The organism is Saccharopolyspora sp. NPDC050389 (assembly GCF_040655595.1).
Classification (GTDB): Bacteria; Actinomycetota; Actinomycetes; order Mycobacteriales; family Pseudonocardiaceae; genus Saccharopolyspora.
Genome location: NZ_JBFAKG010000015.1, coordinates 30,854 through 47,309, shown reverse-complemented (window position 1 = coordinate 47,309; position 16,456 = coordinate 30,854). Strand labels below are relative to the sequence as shown.

14 protein-coding genes are annotated in these 16,456 nt (G+C 71.0%); 8 read left to right on the top strand and 6 right to left on the bottom strand.

Going from position 1 to position 16,456, the window contains the following annotated elements; all coding sequences use genetic code 11:
* Nucleotides 1-79: 79 nt before the first annotated feature.
* On the bottom strand, nucleotides 80-1,567 hold the full coding sequence (locus AB0I53_RS12225) for an ATP-binding protein (protein WP_358600562.1): 1,488 nt from the start codon (nucleotides 1,565-1,567) through the stop codon (nucleotides 80-82).
* Nucleotides 1,568-1,577: 10 nt separating this feature from the next.
* Nucleotides 1,578-2,252, bottom strand: coding sequence for a response regulator transcription factor (locus tag AB0I53_RS12220; RefSeq protein ID WP_358600559.1), 675 nt, complete (start codon nucleotides 2,250-2,252; stop codon nucleotides 1,578-1,580).
* A gap of 155 nt (nucleotides 2,253-2,407) precedes the next feature.
* Between AB0I53_RS12220 and AB0I53_RS12215 the strand changes: the two genes are divergently transcribed.
* Together AB0I53_RS12215 and AB0I53_RS12210 are read left to right on the top strand one after the other, a co-directional pair.
* Nucleotides 2,408-3,139 (top strand): ABC transporter ATP-binding protein, encoded by a 732-nt coding sequence (locus AB0I53_RS12215; protein WP_358600825.1) that lies wholly within the window; start codon nucleotides 2,408-2,410, stop codon nucleotides 3,137-3,139.
* Complete coding sequence (locus AB0I53_RS12210) at nucleotides 3,139-5,661, top strand: FtsX-like permease family protein (protein WP_358600556.1); 2,523 nt, start codon at nucleotides 3,139-3,141, stop codon at nucleotides 5,659-5,661. The genes AB0I53_RS12215 and AB0I53_RS12210 overlap by 1 nt, the downstream gene beginning before the upstream one ends.
* A 179-nt stretch (nucleotides 5,662-5,840) precedes the next feature.
* On the opposite strand, the gene AB0I53_RS12205 is transcribed toward AB0I53_RS12210, so the two are convergent.
* Nucleotides 5,841-6,866: an Lrp/AsnC family transcriptional regulator gene (locus AB0I53_RS12205; protein ID WP_358600554.1), complete on the bottom strand. Its 1,026-nt coding sequence runs from the start codon at nucleotides 6,864-6,866 to the stop codon at nucleotides 5,841-5,843.
* Between the two features lie 334 nt (nucleotides 6,867-7,200).
* On the opposite strand from AB0I53_RS12205, the gene AB0I53_RS12200 reads away from it, so the two are divergent.
* The 6 genes from AB0I53_RS12200 to AB0I53_RS12175 all read left to right on the top strand — a co-directional run bounded on the left by AB0I53_RS12200 (nucleotide 7,201) and on the right by AB0I53_RS12175 (nucleotide 14,228).
* Nucleotides 7,201-8,853 (top strand): ABC transporter substrate-binding protein, encoded by a 1,653-nt coding sequence (locus tag AB0I53_RS12200; protein WP_358600553.1) that lies wholly within the window; start codon nucleotides 7,201-7,203, stop codon nucleotides 8,851-8,853.
* A gap of 117 nt (nucleotides 8,854-8,970) precedes the next feature.
* A complete protein-coding gene (locus AB0I53_RS12195; RefSeq protein WP_358600551.1) occupies nucleotides 8,971-9,972 on the top strand; it encodes an ABC transporter permease in 1,002 nt (333 codons plus the stop codon).
* Nucleotides 9,972-10,853 (top strand): ABC transporter permease, encoded by an 882-nt coding sequence (locus AB0I53_RS12190; RefSeq protein WP_358600548.1) that lies wholly within the window; start codon nucleotides 9,972-9,974, stop codon nucleotides 10,851-10,853. The genes AB0I53_RS12195 and AB0I53_RS12190 overlap by 1 nt, the downstream gene beginning before the upstream one ends.
* 2 nt (nucleotides 10,854-10,855) lie before the next feature.
* Nucleotides 10,856-11,866: an ABC transporter ATP-binding protein gene (locus AB0I53_RS12185; RefSeq protein ID WP_358600823.1), complete on the top strand. Its 1,011-nt coding sequence runs from the start codon at nucleotides 10,856-10,858 to the stop codon at nucleotides 11,864-11,866.
* The gene (locus tag AB0I53_RS12180; protein ID WP_358600546.1) at nucleotides 11,863-12,879 is read left to right on the top strand and encodes an oligopeptide/dipeptide ABC transporter ATP-binding protein; all 1,017 of its coding nucleotides are present in this window, start codon (nucleotides 11,863-11,865) and stop codon (nucleotides 12,877-12,879) included. The genes AB0I53_RS12185 and AB0I53_RS12180 overlap by 4 nt, the downstream gene beginning before the upstream one ends.
* Nucleotides 12,876-14,228, top strand: a complete 1,353-nt coding sequence (locus AB0I53_RS12175) for a serine hydrolase domain-containing protein (RefSeq protein ID WP_358600544.1) — start codon at nucleotides 12,876-12,878, stop codon at nucleotides 14,226-14,228. Before AB0I53_RS12180 ends, AB0I53_RS12175 begins: the two co-directional genes overlap by 4 nt.
* 118 nt (nucleotides 14,229-14,346) lie before the next feature.
* On the opposite strand, the gene AB0I53_RS12170 is transcribed toward AB0I53_RS12175, so the two are convergent.
* From AB0I53_RS12170 to AB0I53_RS12160, 3 genes are all read right to left on the bottom strand, one after another.
* Nucleotides 14,347-14,838, bottom strand: coding sequence for a transposase (locus AB0I53_RS12170; RefSeq protein ID WP_358600820.1), 492 nt, complete (start codon nucleotides 14,836-14,838; stop codon nucleotides 14,347-14,349).
* Nucleotides 14,839-15,183: 345 nt separating this feature from the next.
* The gene (locus AB0I53_RS12165; protein ID WP_358600541.1) at nucleotides 15,184-15,405 is read right to left on the bottom strand and encodes an iron chelate uptake ABC transporter family permease subunit; all 222 of its coding nucleotides are present in this window, start codon (nucleotides 15,403-15,405) and stop codon (nucleotides 15,184-15,186) included.
* A gap of 72 nt (nucleotides 15,406-15,477) precedes the next feature.
* Nucleotides 15,478-16,446 carry an iron ABC transporter permease gene (locus AB0I53_RS12160; protein WP_358600538.1) on the bottom strand — a complete coding sequence of 323 codons (969 nt, stop codon included), beginning with the start codon at nucleotides 16,444-16,446 and terminating at the stop codon, nucleotides 15,478-15,480.
* Nucleotides 16,447-16,456 lie beyond the last annotated feature (10 nt).

Here is a 16,456-nt window from a genome sequence, read left to right as displayed (position 1 = left end):
CCCGCGACCAGGTCACCGCCCTGCGAGGCCATCCGGCCGCGGACCGGTTCGGAGTGCCGTGGCGCGAGCCGCGCTGGGCTCAGGGCGGCGCGTTGCCGTCTGTCCGCCGGGCGGACGGCAGCCTCGCGACCAGTCTGGCTCCCGTTTCGCTGTCCTCCGCGCGGAGGGATCCGCCGTGCCGGGTGGCGATGTCGCGGGCGAGTGTCAGGCCGAGACCCGAGCCTCCGGCGTCTCGCGTGCGAGCGTCGTCCAGCCGGGCGAAGCGGCCGAAGACGCGTTCGCGGTCTTCGACGGGGATCCCGGGGCCGTCGTCGAGCACTTCGAGGACGACCTCGTCCGCCTGTTGACCGACGCGCACGGTGACGGCGGAGTGCGCGTGCCGCACCGCGTTGTCCAGGAGGTTCCGCAGCAGTCGTTCGAGCTGCACGGGTTCGCCGGCCACCGGCGCCGGGCCGTCCACAATGGATCGCACCGTGCGGCCACCGGGGTCGAACGAGCGCTCGGCGACCTGCTCCGCCACCACATCCGCGAGGTCGACGACGGCTGACGGCGCCGGCTGCCCGGCCGGGTCGACGGCGAGTTGCAGCAGATCCGCGGTGATGCGCTGCAGGCGCTGGACGTCGAGCAGCGACCGGTGGGCCACCTCGGGCCAGTCCACCCGGTCCGGGTGCGCGAGCGCGACCTCCAGGCCGGCCCGCAGGTTCGCGAGCGGGCTGCGCAGCTCGTGGCTGGCGTCGGCGACGAAACGTTCCTGCTGGTCGTGCGCGTGCTGCAGGCGGTCGAGCGTCGCGTTCGTCGTTCGTGCCAGCCGGGCGACCTCGTCGCGGGAGCGAGGCACCGGCACGCGCCGGTCGAGCTGGCTCTCGCTGACCTCGGCGAGTTCCCGGCGGATCGCTTCCACGGGGCGCAGCGCGCGCCCGGACGCGAACCACGCGGCCAGCGCCGTGAGCAGCACTGCGAACGGGACGAAGAACGCCAGCGTGTCGTCGAAGTTGCCCAGCGTGCCGAGCGCGTTCCACGGCGACACGAACAGGTACAGCGTGAGTCGCTGGCGCTTCGCCGGATCCGCACCGCGCAGCCTGGCATCCAATGTGGATCCTTCGCGGCCGGGCGGCTCCACCAGATCGGCCGGCACGTCGTCGACCACGCGGCCCAGCACGGTGTACGTGCGGTATTCGCGCCAATGCGGATGGTCGCCGGGCCGCAGCGGCACTCTCATCGTGGTCGTCCAGTCCGCCGGCGCTCCGGCCGGGGCCGGCGGCAGCGGTGTCCACGCCGGATCCAAGCGGCGCAGGTTCGCGCTGCTCACCACCGCCTGCCCGGAGTCCGCGACGACCTCGAACATCGCACCGCCGGACATGCCTACCGCGGCCAGCGCGGGACGGCCGCCACCCAGGGACGCGACGCGATAGGCGGCGGCCATCCGGTCCAGCTCGGTGCGCGTCGCGTTCACCGCGCCGTTGGTCAGCTGGCTGCTCAAGAACTCGCGAATCCCCAGCCAACCCAGCGAGAACACGAGCGTGCAGAGCAGTGCCGCCGACAGGGCGGTGCTCCGCCGCACCGACACCGGCCACCACCTATTCATCCGCCACCAGCCGGTAGCCGACGCCGCGCACCGTGGCGATGGTGCGCCGCCCGAACGGCGCGTCCACCTTCCGCCGCAGCGCACTCACGTAGACCTCGACGATGTTCGGATCGCCCCGGTACGCCAGATCCCACACCTGCTCCAGGATCTCGTGCTTCGCGACCACCTGGCCCTTGTGCCGCAGCAGGCATTCGAGCACCGCGAACTCCTTAGCGGTCAGCGCCACCGGCTGCCCCGCGCGCCGGCACGTCCGCTTCGCGGGGTCGAGCGCCAGGTCGCCGAACGTGAGCGCCGCGGCCGCGCCGACCGCGCCCCGGCGGGTGAGGGCGCGCAGCCGCGCGGTGAGCACCACGTACGAGAACGGCTTGCTCAGGAAGTCGTCGGCCCCCGTGTCGAGCGCCTCGGCCTCGTCGTACTCCCCGTTCTTCGCTGTGAGCATGAGGATCGGTGTGCTCACGCCGCGCCCCCGCAACGCCGCGCAGACGCGGTAGCCGTTGAGCTTCGGCAGCATGATGTCCAGCACGATCACCTGGTACGGGTACAGCTGCGCGAGCTCAAGCCCTTCCACTCCGTCGTGGGCGAGGTCCACGGCGTAGCCCTCGGCCTCCAGCCCCCACTGGAGCGTCTCGGCCAGCCGCTTCTCGTCCTCCACCACGAGCACCCGCATGGGCCGATCTTCCCAGATCCGCGCCGCGGTACCTGAAGCGTTCTTCAGGTCGTTTCAGGAACCGTTCAGGCGTCACTCGCCACGATCGCCGAGGCGGCCGCGACGGGCGGTCGTCTTCGAGGCTCGGTTCAGGGGAGAAGATGCGCAGGAACACAATGGACGGTCATGCCGCGGCCGGTGTGGCGGACGCCGTGAAGGTCTACGGTCGCGGCGACACGGCGGTGCGCGCCCTGGACCACGTGTCCCTCGACCTCCCGGCACACCGCTTCACCGCGATCATGGGCCCGTCCGGCTCGGGCAAGTCCACGCTCATGCACTGCCTCGCCGGCCTGGACACCGTGGACTCCGGGCGCGTCCGGATCGGGCAGACCGACCTCACCGGCCTGTCCGACGCCGCATTGACCCGGCTGCGGCGGGACCGGGTCGGGTTCGTGTTCCAGTCGTTCAACCTGCTGCCGACCATGACCGCGGAGGAGAACATCGTGCTCGGCCTGCGGCTCGCGGGCCGCCGCCCGGACCGGGCGTGGTTCACCGCGGTCGTCGACGCGCTGGGCCTGCGGTCGCGGCTGCGGCACAAGCCGGATGAGCTCTCGGGCGGCCAGCAGCAGCGGGTGGCGTGCGCCCGCGCGCTCGTGGGCCGACCGGACGTCGTGTTCGCCGACGAGCCCACGGGCAGCCTCGACTCGCGCTCGGGTGCAGAGGTGCTCGGCTTCCTGCGCACTTCGGTCCGCGAACTCGGCCAGACGGTGGTGATGGTGACCCACGACCCGGTCGCCGCGTCCTACGCCGACAGCGGGGTGCTCCTGGCCGACGGCCGCATCGCCGCTCACCTCCAACGCCCCACCGCCGAGACCGTGCTCTCGGCGCTCACGAATCTGGAGGCGTGATGCTGCGAACCGTCATCGCCGGGCTGGCGGCCCGGCCGCTGCGGCTGCTGCTCTCGGCCGTCGCCATCGCGATCGGCGTGGCCTTCGTCGCCGGATCGCTAGTCCTCTCCGACGCCGTCGACGCCCGTCTTCGTGATGCCGTCGACTTCCAGACCCGCGGAGTGGACGCATCGATCGGCAAGACACGCGGCGGGATCGAGCTCGACGACGAGATGCTGAGGAATGTCCGCAGCGTGCCCGGCGTCGCCGCGGCGGAGGGGCGCGCCGCGGTGAGCGCTCCCCTGTGGGACACCTCAGGCCGCCCGAGGGACGCCGCTGCCACGGCCCTGGCCGCCGACGAGGAGCTGCGCCCGTTCGACCTTTCCGAGGGCCGTTTTCCCGGGAATGCAGGCGAAATCGCGATGGAGCAGGGCACCGCTGCGGACTACGCGCTGGGACAGCCCGTGACCGTCCTCGACCAGGACGGCCGCCAGCACACGTTCACGCTGGTCGGCACGTTCAGCCGACCCACGGATGCCGGTATCGGCGCGAGCGATCTGGTGCTGCTGCTGCCCGAGGCCCTGCACCGGCTGTCGCACGAGACTGCGTTCCGCGAGATCGTCGTGCGCGCGACGCCGGGCGTCGGCCAGCAGCAGCTCGTCGCCGATCTCACGCGAGCGGTGGGCGGACGGGGCATCTCCGTGGTGACCGGGCAGGAGGCAGCGGCGCAGCTGTTGCGCGAGACGCCGTCGGACTCGGCCGGGCTGACGAAGTTCTTCACCGCCTTCGCGGTGCTCGCGATGGTCGTGGCCGCGATGGTGATCACCAACTCGTTCACGATCCTCATCGCGCAGCGTGCGAGGGAGCTGGCGTTGCTGCGTTGCATCGGGGCCGGAAAGCGGCAGGTGTTCGTGGGAACGCTCGCCGAAGCCGTGGTGGTGGGCGCGGTCGCGTCCGTGGCTGGTCTGCTGGGCGGGCTCGGCGTCGCCGCGGCGTTGCAGGCGGTCTCCAGTGCGCTCGGCGGGCGCGAAGCGGCCATTCATGTCCCGCTGACCGCGCGGACGGTCGTCGCGGCCTTGGCGATCGGGGTGCTGGTGACGATGCTGGCCGCGGCGCTCCCGGCCTGGGCCGCGACCCGCGCCGCCCCCGTCGAGGCGCTGCGGACGCCGGTGGAAGGCAAGTCCACCCGCACCGGGTGGCCACGAGCGGTGGTCGCGATCGTGCTGCTGGTAACGGGTGTCGGCACAGCCGTGCTCGCGCTGCGCGCCGAAATGGAGGACGGCGCGGCGCTTTCCATCGTGGCCGTGGTCGCGGCGCTGGGCTCGGTGCTGGCCGCGGGGCCGCTGGTGGTCGGCCCGGTCGTGCGGGCGCTGGGCAAGGTCTGCGCTCCGCTTCTCGGACAGCCCGCGAGGCTGGCCGCGCTCAACGCCGACCGCAACCCGAAGCGCACCGCGGCCAGCGCCGCCGCGCTCACGATCGGTCTCGCCGTCGTCTCGCTCGTGACCACGGTGACGGCGGGCGTCGAGGCGGGCCGGAACCACGGCCTGGACCAGCAGCTGGGGGCCGATTACACCGTCACGTCGGTGGTCGCCACCCAGCCGCTGCCCGCCGAGCTCGCGGACACCCTCGCCGCGGTGCCCGGCGTCGCGGACGCCGCTCTCCGCCGGTCGTTCTCAGGGGACCTGGGGACGCACGGCGGTTATGGGATGACCGCCGTGCGCGGCGACGCCGTGGGCAGCCTGCTGCGGCCGGTGGTGCTGTCCGGCCGCCTCGACCGGCTCGGCCCGGGCGAGCTGGCCGTGAGCAGGCAGCTCGCCGAGGAGACGGGGCTCGCGGTCGGCGACACCGTCCAGGCCGGGCCCCGAAACAGGCCGGTCCCGCTGCGGGTCGTCGCGGTCTACGACGGCGTCCGCGCCCCGGGCGCCGATGTCGAGCTCGCAATGGTCGAGCTCGGGCAGCAGTCCGCGATCTCCTTCAACGACAACGACAACGGCTACGACGACAGCGTCCTGGTCAAGCTGGCGGCGGACGCCGACCAGGACCAGGTTCGGCCGGCACTGGAACGGGCGCTCTCCGTCGCCCCGCTCGCCCAGCTGAGCAGCGTCGCCGAGCTCAAGTACGAGCTTTCGGCGCCGCTGCGCAGCACCCTGGACCTGCTGTGGGCGCTGACCGCACTGGCCGTGCTGATCGCGTTCACCGGCATCGCCAACACGCTCTCGCTGTCCGTCCTGGAGCGGACTCGCGAGTCGGCTCTGCTGCGCGCGCTCGGCCTGACCCGAGGCGGGCTCGGCGCCGCCGTCGCGGCGGAGTCGGTGTTCGTCGCGCTGCTCGGCGCGGCATGCGGTCTGCTCCTCGGCATCGGCTCGGCGTGGCTGATCGCGCAGGTGGCGTCGACCGACGCCGAGCCGGTGCTGTTCATGCTGCCGTGGGGCCGGCTCGGGGTGCTGCTGGGCGCTGCGGTGCTGGCGGCGCCGCTCGCCGCCGTCATCCCAGCCCGAGGCGCGGCACGCGGCTCGCTCACCGCAGAGATGGCCGGACGGTGATCGGCCGGCACCGTTGATCGTGCGATGAGGTCAGGCGGCATCCGACTGCCTGACCACGCATTCCGTCGGCCGGATGTCACCGCGCATCGGAATCCACAGTGGACGAGCAAGAACGCGCTGGGCGAAGCGATGGTTCGCACCGCCAACACGAGCTGGGAACTCGCCCGCTTCCGCGAACCTCAGGCCGGCGAATCGGGCGCGGGTTCTGCCGCCGGGCCGGGCAGCGGGATGACCTCGCCGGTGCAGCGGCCGTCCGGGTGCATCAGCCAGCCGACCCGCTTGCGGGTCCGCAGGATCACCGAGCTGTTCACGATTCCGCCCGGCGGCAGCAGTCGTTCGAGGTTGTCCTGCATGTTCATCAGGTCGGCCATGTCCGCGGTCCACGCGTTCACCACGAGGTTCGCCGACCCGGTCACCGACATGCACAACCGCACCCGGGAGTCCTCGCGCAGCCGGGACACGGCCGCGGGCAGCGCGCTGTTCGGCAACCGGCACCACCAGATCACCGCGATGGGCCACCGGGTGTGCAGTTGGGCGACTTCGCAGCGCAGCCGCAACGCCCGGGACTGCAGCAGAGCAGCCAGCTGGCGACGCACCGTGGAAGTGGGCCGGTCGAGCCGCTCGGCCAGTTCCGCCGCGGTGGCCCGGCCGTCGTGCGCGAGGGCAGCTACCAGCGGCGCGAAGACCTTGGATCTCAAGTAGATCGGTTCGCTGGGCCGGTCCCGCTCGGCGCGGCCGGCCTGCAGGATCGCCTCGCGTTGCGCGCGGTCCAGCGCGTCCAGCTGCCACTGGTTGCCCTCGATGTGCCTTCTGGTGCCGATGTGGGAGTGCAGCGACGCCACGCCGGGCAGCTTCGGCAGCTCGTCCAGCAGCAGCGCGGAGAGTTCGCCGAATGAGCTGGCGGAGACCGTCAGCAGCAGGTCCAGTCCCCGGGCGGCGTGTTCGATGTTGTGCACGCGGTGCATCTGCTCCAGCCTTCGCGCCACGTCGTCCACCGCGCCCGGGGCGCAGTTCATCTCGACCAGGGCCACCATCGCGCCGCCGGAAAGCTCGCCGTACTCGGGATACGCGGTGATCCAGGCCAGGCCCGCGTCGCGGAGCCGGGTCCAGCGCTGAGCCAACGCCGTCGGCGACGCGCCGAGGGTCGGGGCCAGCGCTGCCCACGGCGCGCGAGGCCACAGTTGCAGGGCGTGAATGAGCGCCAAGTCGTCCTCAGAGAAGTCGTGATGCACGTTTCTCGCTCTCTGCGGTCCAAAAATGAGCGTATCGAGCGAATGATCTCGTTCATCCGCGGGCGAGTTCACACTCTAGACCAGCTCGACGCGAGATCAAGGAGTTCGCGAAGTTGGATCTGCTGGACGATGTGCGGGCGCCGCAACCGGTTCCGCTCCTGGGACGCGGGAAACCGCACCAGGTGCCCGAAGTCGGCCTGCGGTCGCAGCGTACCCGAGAATCACGCGCCCGATTCGGACAGATGCGGACATCGCGCCGCCGCACCGGCATCGGTCTGTGCACTGAGGACCAAGGAAGGGAGCGGCGATGACGCACAAGCACACCTCGCCCGGCCCGAGGCTGACCCGCCGCAGCATGCTCCAGCTGGCCGGGGCCGGCGCCGCGCTGCTCGGCACCGCGGGTTGCGGGACTTCGGTCCGGGCCAGGGCCGACGGCGACGCCTTCGTCTACGGCCGGAGCGCGGACGCCGTCTCCCTGGATCCGATGAACCAGACCGACAGCGAGTCCTACGCGGTCGTGCACCACATCTTCGACTCGCTGCTGCGCTACGCCCCGGACGGCGAACTGCTGCCGGCGCTGGCGAACGCGGTGCCCGAGCCCGAGAACGGTGGCCGGCAGTACACCTTCGTGCTCCGCGAAGGCGTGCACTTCCACGACGGAACGCCGTTCGACGCCGACGCCGTCGTGTTCAACTTCCGGCGCTGGCGGGACACCGGGCACCGGTACCACCGCGGCGGCGGCCCGCAGAGCAGCAAGTTCGCCTACTACAAGAACCTGTTCGGCGGATTCGACGAGAAGTCGATCATCACCGGGATCGAGAAGGTCGGCTCGCACGCGGTGCGGTTCGACCTCCGGGAACCCTACGGGCCGTTCCTCCCGACGCTCGCCGGCGCGCAGTTCGGCATCGCCTCGCCCACCGCCATCCAGCGGGACGTGGAGAACTTCTGGCAGCGGCCGGTCGGCACCGGCCCGTTCACGCTGGAATCCTGGCAGCACGGAAGCAAGATCACCTTGCGCCGCAACGAGTCCTGGTGGGGCACGCGGCCGGGCGACGCGGGCCGGCGGCTGAACACCGTGGTGCTCGCGCCCATCCCGGACAGCACGGCCCGGGTGGCGGCGCTGGTCGGCGGCGACCTCTCCGCCGTCAACGGCATCGTCCCCCAGGACGCCGACGCGCTGCGCGACACCCCGGGATTCGCCGTGGCCCAGCACCCGCAGGAGTGCTTCAGCTACTTCGCCATGAACACCCGCCGCGAGCCGTTCCGGAATCCCTTGGTGCGCAAGGCGATCGCGCACGCGATCGACCTGCCGCGGATCGTGAAGTACTTCTTCGGCGAGCGGGCCGAGGTGGCCGGCGCGCCGCTGTACGGGATCTCCGCGTTCGTCGACCGCTCGATCCAGCCGTACCCGTACGACCCGGACCTGGCTCGCAGGCTGCTGGCCGAAGCCGGGCTGCCGGGCGGTTTCCGCACCAGCCTCTGGTACATGTCCACCGCCCGGCCGTACCTGCCGGACGGCAAGGGCGTCGCCCAGGCCGTGCAGGCGAACCTGGCCGCGGTCGGGATCACGGCGGAGCTCGTCACCTACGAGCTGGCGACCTACGTGGAGCGGACCGGCAAGGGATTGCACGACATCGCCATGTTCGGCGGCACCACGATCGGCGTGGACTCCTACTTCCCGCTGAACTACTGGTACGCCGGCGCCAGCGCGACGGAGACCAACTCGTCCAACTTGTCCTTCTACCAGAACTCGCAGGTCGACGCGTTGCTCGCCGAGGCCAGGGTTACCGCTGAGGTGGAGAAGCAACGTGCCCTCTACGCCAACGTTCAGCGCATCGTGCACGACGAGGTGCCGGTGCTGCCAATCGCCTACGTCAGCCCGCCCGTCGCGCTCCGCGCCTCGATCCGGGGCTTCGGCACCAACATCGCCATGGACGACCTCGATGCGCTCACCGTCTGAAAGCCGTTTTCCAAACTCATCTCACGTAGCGGTGCGGGTAGCGGCCCCGCTGCGGGAGTTACTGCGGCCTTCTCGCTGTGGGATCCCCGACATCATGAATGCCAGAGGTGACGGCCCGTGCTGACCTACATCGCGCGCCGGCTCGGCCAGCTGATCCCCGTGCTGCTCGGGGTCTCGGCGATCGTGTTCTTCACCGTGCGGATGATCCCGGGCGACCCGGCGCAGATCATCCTCGGCGAGAACGCCACCGCCGAGCAGATCACCGAGCTGCGCGCCCAGATGGGCCTGGACGAGCCGATCATCGTGCAGTACTGGCTGTTCCTCGGCCGGGCGCTGCAGGGCGACCTCGGCGAGTCCATCGTGTCCGGTCGGCCGGTGGTCACCGAACTGGCCGCGCGGCTGCCGGCCACCCTGGAACTGACCCTGATGGCGCTGCTCATCGCCGTGGTGGTCGGCATCGCCCTCGGCACGCTGGCGGCCAGCAAGCCGCACTCGCTGCTGGACAAGGTGGCGTCGGTGTTCGCCGTCGCCGGGGTGAGCATGCCGATCTTCTGGCTCGCCATGATCTTCATGGTGGTGCTGGGCGTGAACCTGCACCTGCTGCCGTTCCCCGGCCGGCTGCCTGCCGCCGAGTCGCTGCCGGCGATCACCGGCCTGAACCTGGTCGATTCGCTGCTCGCCGGGGACTGGGGGATGTTCCGCGCCTCCCTCGCGCACCTGATCATGCCCGCCCTCGCGCTGGCCACCATCCCGTGCGGCGTGATCATGCGGATGACGCGGTCGAGCATGCGGGAGACGCTGTCCGAGGACTTCATCCGGACCGCTCGGGCGAAGGGCGTCTCCCCGCTGGTCACGACCTTCCGGCACGGCCTGCGCAACTCGATGCTGCCGGTGATCACGGTGATCGGGTTGCAGCTCGGCCTGCTGCTCGGGGGCGCGGTGATCACCGAGACGATCTTCTCCTGGCCCGGCATCGGTCAGATCGCCTACCAGGCGGTGTACCAGCGCGATTACGCGCTGATCCAGGGCGTGGTGCTGTACGCCTCGCTGCTGTTCGTGCTGGTCAACCTGGTGGTCGACGTCCTGTACGCGGTGCTGGACCCGAGAGTGAGGTACTGATGGCCGAGCAAGTAGCCACCGCGCCGCCGAAGGGCATCCGGAGCCGACGGCAGCGCGCCTTCTTCGTCAACAGGCTCGCGGTGTTCGGGGTCGTGGTGCTCGGGCTGTTCGCGCTGGTCGCCGTGCTGGCCCCGGTCCTCGCGCCGTTCGATCCGTACGCGCAGGACCTCGGCGGCCGGTTCCAGCCGCCCAGCGGCACGCACCTGCTCGGTCAGGACGAGCTGGGCCGCGACATCCTGTCCCGGTTGCTCTTCGGGGCCCGGGTGACGCTGTCCGCCGGGCTGCTCTCGGTCGCGCTGGCCACCGTCGCCGGGACGGCGATCGGGCTGCTCGCGGGCTACCGGGGCGGCTGGTTCGACGCGGTTCTGATGCGCCTGATGGACATCCTGCTCGCGTTCCCCAGCGTCCTGCTGGCGATCATGATCGTCTCGACGCTCGGACCGGGGCTCGGCAACGCCATGCTCGCGGTGGGCATCGTCTCGGTCCCGCAGATCGCCAGGGTCGTCCGGTCCGCGGTGATCGGGCTGCGGGACAGCGACTACGTGCAGGCGGCGCGATCCATGGGCGCCGGGCACACGAGGATCCTCCTGCGCACCCTGCTGCCCAACTGCCTGGGCCCGCTGATCGTCCAGGCCACCCTCAGCCTCGCCGCGGCGATCCTGGACATCGCCGCGCTTTCCTTCCTCGGCCTCGGCGCGCAGGCGCCAACACCGGAATGGGGTGCCATGCTCTCCGACGCCTTCCGCGCCGGTTTCCACGTGTTCCTCACCAGCCAGTTCGCGATCGTCTTCCCCGGGCTGGTGATCGCCGTCGCGGTGCTTTGCGTGAGCTTCATCGGCGACGGCTTCCGCGACGTCTTCGACCCGAAGGCGGTGCGGTGATCATGCCCCTCCTCGAAGTCGAGGACCTGCAAGCGCATTTCCGCACCGCAGGCGGCGTGGTGCGCGCGGTGGACGGCGTCTCCTTCGCCGTCGACGAGGGCGAGACGCTCGGCATCGTCGGCGAATCCGGCTCCGGGAAGAGCGTGACCGCGATGTCCATCATGCGGCTCAACCCGTCGCCGCCCTGCCACTACGCCGGGGGCCGGATCCGGTTCCAGGGCCGCGACCTGCTCACGGCCTCCGAGCGCGAACTGCGGTCGATCCGGGGCAACGAGATCTCGATGATCTTCCAGGATCCGACCACCTGCCTGAACCCGGTGCTCACCGTCGGCGACCAGATCGCCGAGGCGATCCGCACTCACGAACGGGTCTCCCGCAGGCAGGCGATGCGCCGGGCGGTGCGGACGCTGGACGAGGTCGGCATGCCCAGCCCCGAGCGCCGCGCCAGGGACTACCCGCACCAGCTCTCCGGCGGCATGCGGCAGCGGGCGATGATCGCCGTCGCGCTGGCCCGGCGGCCGAAGATCCTCATCGCGGACGAGCCGACCACGGCGCTGGACGTCACCATCCAGGCGCAAATCCTGGAGCTGCTCGGGCAGCTGAAGTCGGCGTACGGCATGTCGATCATCATGATCACGCACGACCTCGGGGTGGTCTCGCAGATCGCCGATCGCGTGCTGGTGATGTACGGCGGGAAGGCGGTGGAATCCGGCACGCCGAAGCAGCTCTTCCAGGATCCGCTGATGCCCTACACCTGGTCCCTGCTGCGCGCGGTGCCCAGGCTGGACTCCGAGATCCCGCCCGAGCCGATCGGCGGCCATCCGCCGTCGCTGGCCGACCCGCCGCCCGGTTGCCGGTTCGCGCCCCGGTGCCGGTTCGCCGACGACCGGTGCACCCAGGCCGAACCGGCGCTGGACCGCAAGGCCGAAGGCAGGCTGGCGGCCTGCGTGCACACCGCGGCCGCCTTCCGGGAACTGGCCGGCGCGCTGGACGATGCGGAGGCGGGCCGATGAGCGACTACCTCGTGGAGACCCGGGATCTCACCATGCACTTCCCGGTGCGGGGCGGCCTGTTCCGCAGGTCGGGCGGCCTGGTCAAGGCCGTCGACGGCGTCAACCTCGGCGTGCGGGAGGGCGAGACGCTGGGGCTGGTCGGCGAGTCCGGTTGCGGCAAGAGCACCCTCGCCCGGCTGCTGCTGCGGCTGGCCACCCCGACCAGCGGCGAGGTGCGGTTCGCGGGCGAGAACATCTTCTCGCGGCGCGGCGCCGAACTCGCCCAGCTGCGCCGCGACATCCAGATGATCTTCCAGAACCCCTCGTCCTCGGTGAATCCCCGCCTCAGCGTCGGCGAGATCATCGCCGAGCCGCTGCGCATCCACCGCCGGCCGGACGTGCGGCGGCGCGTGCTCGAACTGATGGACATGGTCGGGCTGCACCCGGACCACTACGACCGGTATCCGCACGAGTTCTCCGGCGGCCAGCGGCAGCGGATGGGCATCGCCCGGGCCATCGCGCTGCGCCCCAAGGTGGTGATCTGCGACGAGCCGGTCTCCGCGCTGGACGTGTCGATCCAGGCGCAGATCCTCAAGCTGCTCAAGGAACTCCAGCGCGAACTCGGCCTCACCTACGTGTTCATCACGCACGACCTGTCGGTGGTCAAGCACCTGTGCGACCGGGTGGCGGTGATGTACCTGGGCAAGGTGGTGGAGGTGGCCGACCGGGCGGAGTTCTTCGCGAGCGCGGCCCACCCGTACACCGCTTCCCTGCTGTCAGCCATCCCGCTGCCCGATCCGGATGCCGAAGCGCGGCGGCAGCGGGTGGTGCTCGCCGGGGACGTGCCGTCGGCGCTGAACCCGCCGACCGGCTGCGCCTTCCACCCGCGCTGCCCCCGGGCCCAGGCGCGGTGCGCGCGGGAGGCGCCTGGCCGCACCGCCGACGAGTCCGGCCGCCGGACGGTTTCCTGCTTCTTCCCGGTGCGCCCCGGCGAAGAGCTCCAACAGCCCGCAGAGGACGGTGCGATCGCATGACCGACATGGCCGGACTGCTGACCGGGATCATCCCGCCGCTGATGCGACGTTGGGCCGTGCCCGGCGTCGGCGTCGGCGTGCTCACCCCGGAAGGCAGCCACCGCCTGGGCTTCGGCGTGACCAATGTGGACCATCCGCTGCCGGTCGACGAGCACACGCTGTTCCAGATCGGCTCGGTGTCCAAGACGTTCGTCGGCACCATGCTGGCCGCGCTGGCCGACGCCGGCCGGCTGGGCCTGGACGACCGGGTGGCCGACCACCTGCCCGACTCGGGCATGGACGGCCGGATCACCATCCGGCACCTGCTCACCCACTCCTCCGGCCTGTTCGGCGACCACCTGATCCTCAACGGCCCCCGGCTGCTCGCCGACGGCGCGGACGACTCGATCGCCACCGGCGTCGCGCACATCGCTGGGCTGCCGCTGGTGTTCGGCCCCGGCACCAACTACTCCTACAGCAATGCCGGGCTGATCGTCGCCGCGCGGCTGCTGGAGGTGGTCACCGGCCGGCGGTACGCGGACCTGGTCCGCACCGAAGTGCTGGAACCGGCCGGGATGCGGCACACCTACACCACGGCGGACGAGGCGATCACCCACCGGGTGGCCGCGCCGCACCGCGGCGACGCCACCACCGAGCCCGAGGTGGCCCGCACCGCGGGCTGGCAGCGCGGCTGGCAGCTGCCCGGCTGGGACGTGCCCGGCGGCGGGCTGGTGTCTTGCGTGAGCGACATGCTCGACTACGCCCGCTACCACCTCGCCGGGAAAACTCCGGCGGAGCCGTTCATCCCGCAACGCGAGCGCAGTGGCGCGAACGAGCGGATCGGGCTGATCTGGCGGCTCGACGACGTCGACGGCGTGCGGCTGGCCTACCACGGCGGGCTGACCATCGGGTACTGCACTCAGCTGTGCCTCGTGCCCGAACGGGGAATCGGTTTCGTGCTGCTGACCAACGGCACGTCGGGCGAGCAGGTGAACCAGGAGGTGCGCGCCGCGCTGCTGCGGGAACTCGTCGGCATCTCCGTCGAGGCGCCACCCGCCGAACCTGGCGCCGCGCCGGCCGACGCCGCCGGGCTGGCAGGCAGCTTCGACGCGTCCTTCTACCGCCTCGAACTCGACCCGCGCCCCGACGGGCGGGCGGCGGTGCGCATCCACCGGCCGGCTCCTCGGCCGGGCAGCTACTACCTGGAGCCGCCGTCGATCGAGCAGGTCGCCTGGTGCGGGCACGACCGGCTGGTGATCACCGAGCCGGCGAGCGAACGCGGCACGACCATCGACGTCTGCCGGGACGACTCCGGCGCGATCAGCGGACTGCGGCTGCGCGACCGGCTGGCACCCCGCATCGACGGCTGACGCCTGCGGCGATCACGATGTGCTGGCGAGCTGACTCGTCAACTACTCGGCCCTAAGGGCCGGGCTTGTGACTCGGGCACCGCTGGCTGCGGTGTGGCCGGTCACGTCCAGCACTCCGCTATGCGGGTGCAGGGGCGTGTGACTCCGCCCCGCATCGCCACAACAACCACGCACGGTCACGGATGTTGCGGGAGGCATTGCGGTCGGCATGCGCAACGACGCCACACGACCGGCACCGAAACCGTGCCTGAGAAACACGGTTCCGTTTGTCTGTGTGCCCGCACTCCGCGCACATGCGTGAGGTGCAGGCGGGGTCAACGAACAGCACAGGAACACCAGCTCTACGAGCCTTGTATTCGACGAACCGCCCGAGCTGGGCGAAGGCCCAGGAGTGCAGCGCGACCCGTTGGGGCTTTCTCAGCCGTGCCCGATCACGGATACCGGCAAGGTTTTCCATGCCAATCCCGCGCCCGGTGCGTTCAGCCTCGGTCACGATGCGCTTGGAGATGACGTGGTTGGTTTCGGTGGCTTTGCGGGACTCCTTGCGGCGCTGACGCTTTAGGACCCGCTTGGCGGACTTGGTGCCCTTGGCCTGGAGCTTGGCTCGCAGAGCCAGTTGCCGCTTGCGGTAACTGTTCAGCCCTCGCCCGGTCGGCCCTGTGGCGGCGCTTGGATCCCGGCTTGCCGAGGTTCCCGGCGCGGATGTTCGCTTTCAAGGTGGTGTAGGCGTCGGCGACCTTCCGGATCACATGTAGCGCGGGTTGAGCCGACAAGCCGCGGTTCTTCAACGCGATGTAGGCGAAGCCCTGCAACGCCTTCCGTCCCCGCTCCTTCTCACCCAAGGCGTGCGCTTCACCGCACAGCCAGTTCGCTGCCTCGTTGATCGCGTGCAAGGTGCACTCGAGCGCGGACGCCTGCACGGCATCCGGCACGAGCTTGACCTGCACAGTGATCTTCACAACCAAGACCATATCGTCGGCAGCAGGTACAGGAAGATCGAGCCGGAAAGCCCGAGCGCCGCGCCGACCAGCAGGCCCGTCAGGGCGCGCGGCATCCGCAGCCGCAGGACCACGTAGTCGGTTCTCGGCGTGCCCTGCCCGAACAGCGTGGCGACCACATCGGACACGCCGATCGGATACCGGCCGAAGCACAGGGTGAAGATCAGGACGGCGACCACGGCGGGCGAGGAGCCCGGTCAGGACGACCGCATAGCGGAGGCCGTTGCGGCGGCGAGCCGCGACCAGAGCCGTCATACGGCCACCTGCTTGCGGCGCCGGACGAGGTGGATGAACACCGGCGCCCCGATGATCGCCGTGACGACGCCGGCCTGCACCTCTCCCGGCGGCGCGACAACGCGCCCGACGATGTCGGCCACCAGCAGCAGCAACGGGGCCAGCAGCATCGAAAACGGCAGCAGCCAACGGTGATCCGGCCCGATCAGCAGTCGCGCGGCGTGCGGGACGACCAGGCCGACGAACGCGATCGGGCCGGCCATCGCGGTCGCGGTCCCGCACAGCACCACGACCGCCGCCGCGCAGGTCACGCGGCCGGCCACCACGTTGTGCCCCAGCGAGCGGGCCACATCGTCTCCCAACGACAGTCCATTGAGGATCCTCGTGCACGCGAAGGCGAGCACCAAGCCGACCACGAGGAACGGCAACGCCTGCCAAGCGGTGTCCGAATCCCGGCCCCACAGCGAGCCCACCTGCCAGAACCGGAACTGCTCGAAGCTCACGTTGTCGGTGACGAGGATGCCGGTGGTCAGCGAGCCGAAAGCGGCGGTGCACGCCGCCCCGGACAGCGCGATCCGCAGCGGCGTGCTGCCTTCCCCGCCCATCATGCTCACCCCGTAGACCAGGACCGACGCGAGGATCGCACCGAGGAAGCCGAACCACACGTACCCGGCCACCGACTGCACGCCGAGCACGCTGATCGCCAGGACGATGCATAGCGAGGCCCCGGCGTTGACGCCCATGATTCCCGGGTCCGCCAACGGGTTTCGGGTCACGCCCTGGATGATCGCGCCGGCCAGCCCGAGCGCCGCGCCCGCGAGCAGCCCCACGAACGTCCGCGGGATGCGCACCTGCCAGATGATCAGGTGATCGGGATCGCCCGGGCGCGGGTGCAGCAGCGCGTCCAGCACCACGGACGGCGCGAGCCCCTTGGCGCCCACCATGACGCTCGCGAAGGCCGCCAGGACCAGAACCGCCGCCACCATCCCGAGAACG

What these genes read in the sequence shown, in the direction of transcription:
- AB0I53_RS12220 (WP_358600559.1), bottom strand. Translation starts at nt 2,252, where the DNA reads ATGCGGGTGCTCGTGGTGGAGGACGAGAAGCGGCTGGCCGAGACGCTC.
- AB0I53_RS12215 (WP_358600825.1), top strand. Translation starts at nt 2,408, where the DNA reads ATGGACGGTCATGCCGCGGCCGGTGTGGCGGACGCCGTGAAGGTCTAC.
- AB0I53_RS12210 (WP_358600556.1), top strand. Translation starts at nt 3,139, where the DNA reads ATGCTGCGAACCGTCATCGCCGGGCTGGCGGCCCGGCCGCTGCGGCTG.
- AB0I53_RS12200 (WP_358600553.1), top strand. Translation starts at nt 7,201, where the DNA reads ATGACGCACAAGCACACCTCGCCCGGCCCGAGGCTGACCCGCCGCAGC.
- AB0I53_RS12190 (WP_358600548.1), top strand. Translation starts at nt 9,972, where the DNA reads ATGGCCGAGCAAGTAGCCACCGCGCCGCCGAAGGGCATCCGGAGCCGA.
- AB0I53_RS12185 (WP_358600823.1), top strand. Translation starts at nt 10,856, where the DNA reads ATGCCCCTCCTCGAAGTCGAGGACCTGCAAGCGCATTTCCGCACCGCA.
- AB0I53_RS12180 (WP_358600546.1), top strand. Translation starts at nt 11,863, where the DNA reads ATGAGCGACTACCTCGTGGAGACCCGGGATCTCACCATGCACTTCCCG.
- AB0I53_RS12175 (WP_358600544.1), top strand. Translation starts at nt 12,876, where the DNA reads ATGACCGACATGGCCGGACTGCTGACCGGGATCATCCCGCCGCTGATG.
- AB0I53_RS12160 (WP_358600538.1), bottom strand. Translation starts at nt 16,446, where the DNA reads ATGGTGGCGGCGGTTCTGGTCCTGGCGGCCTTCGCGAGCGTCATGGTG.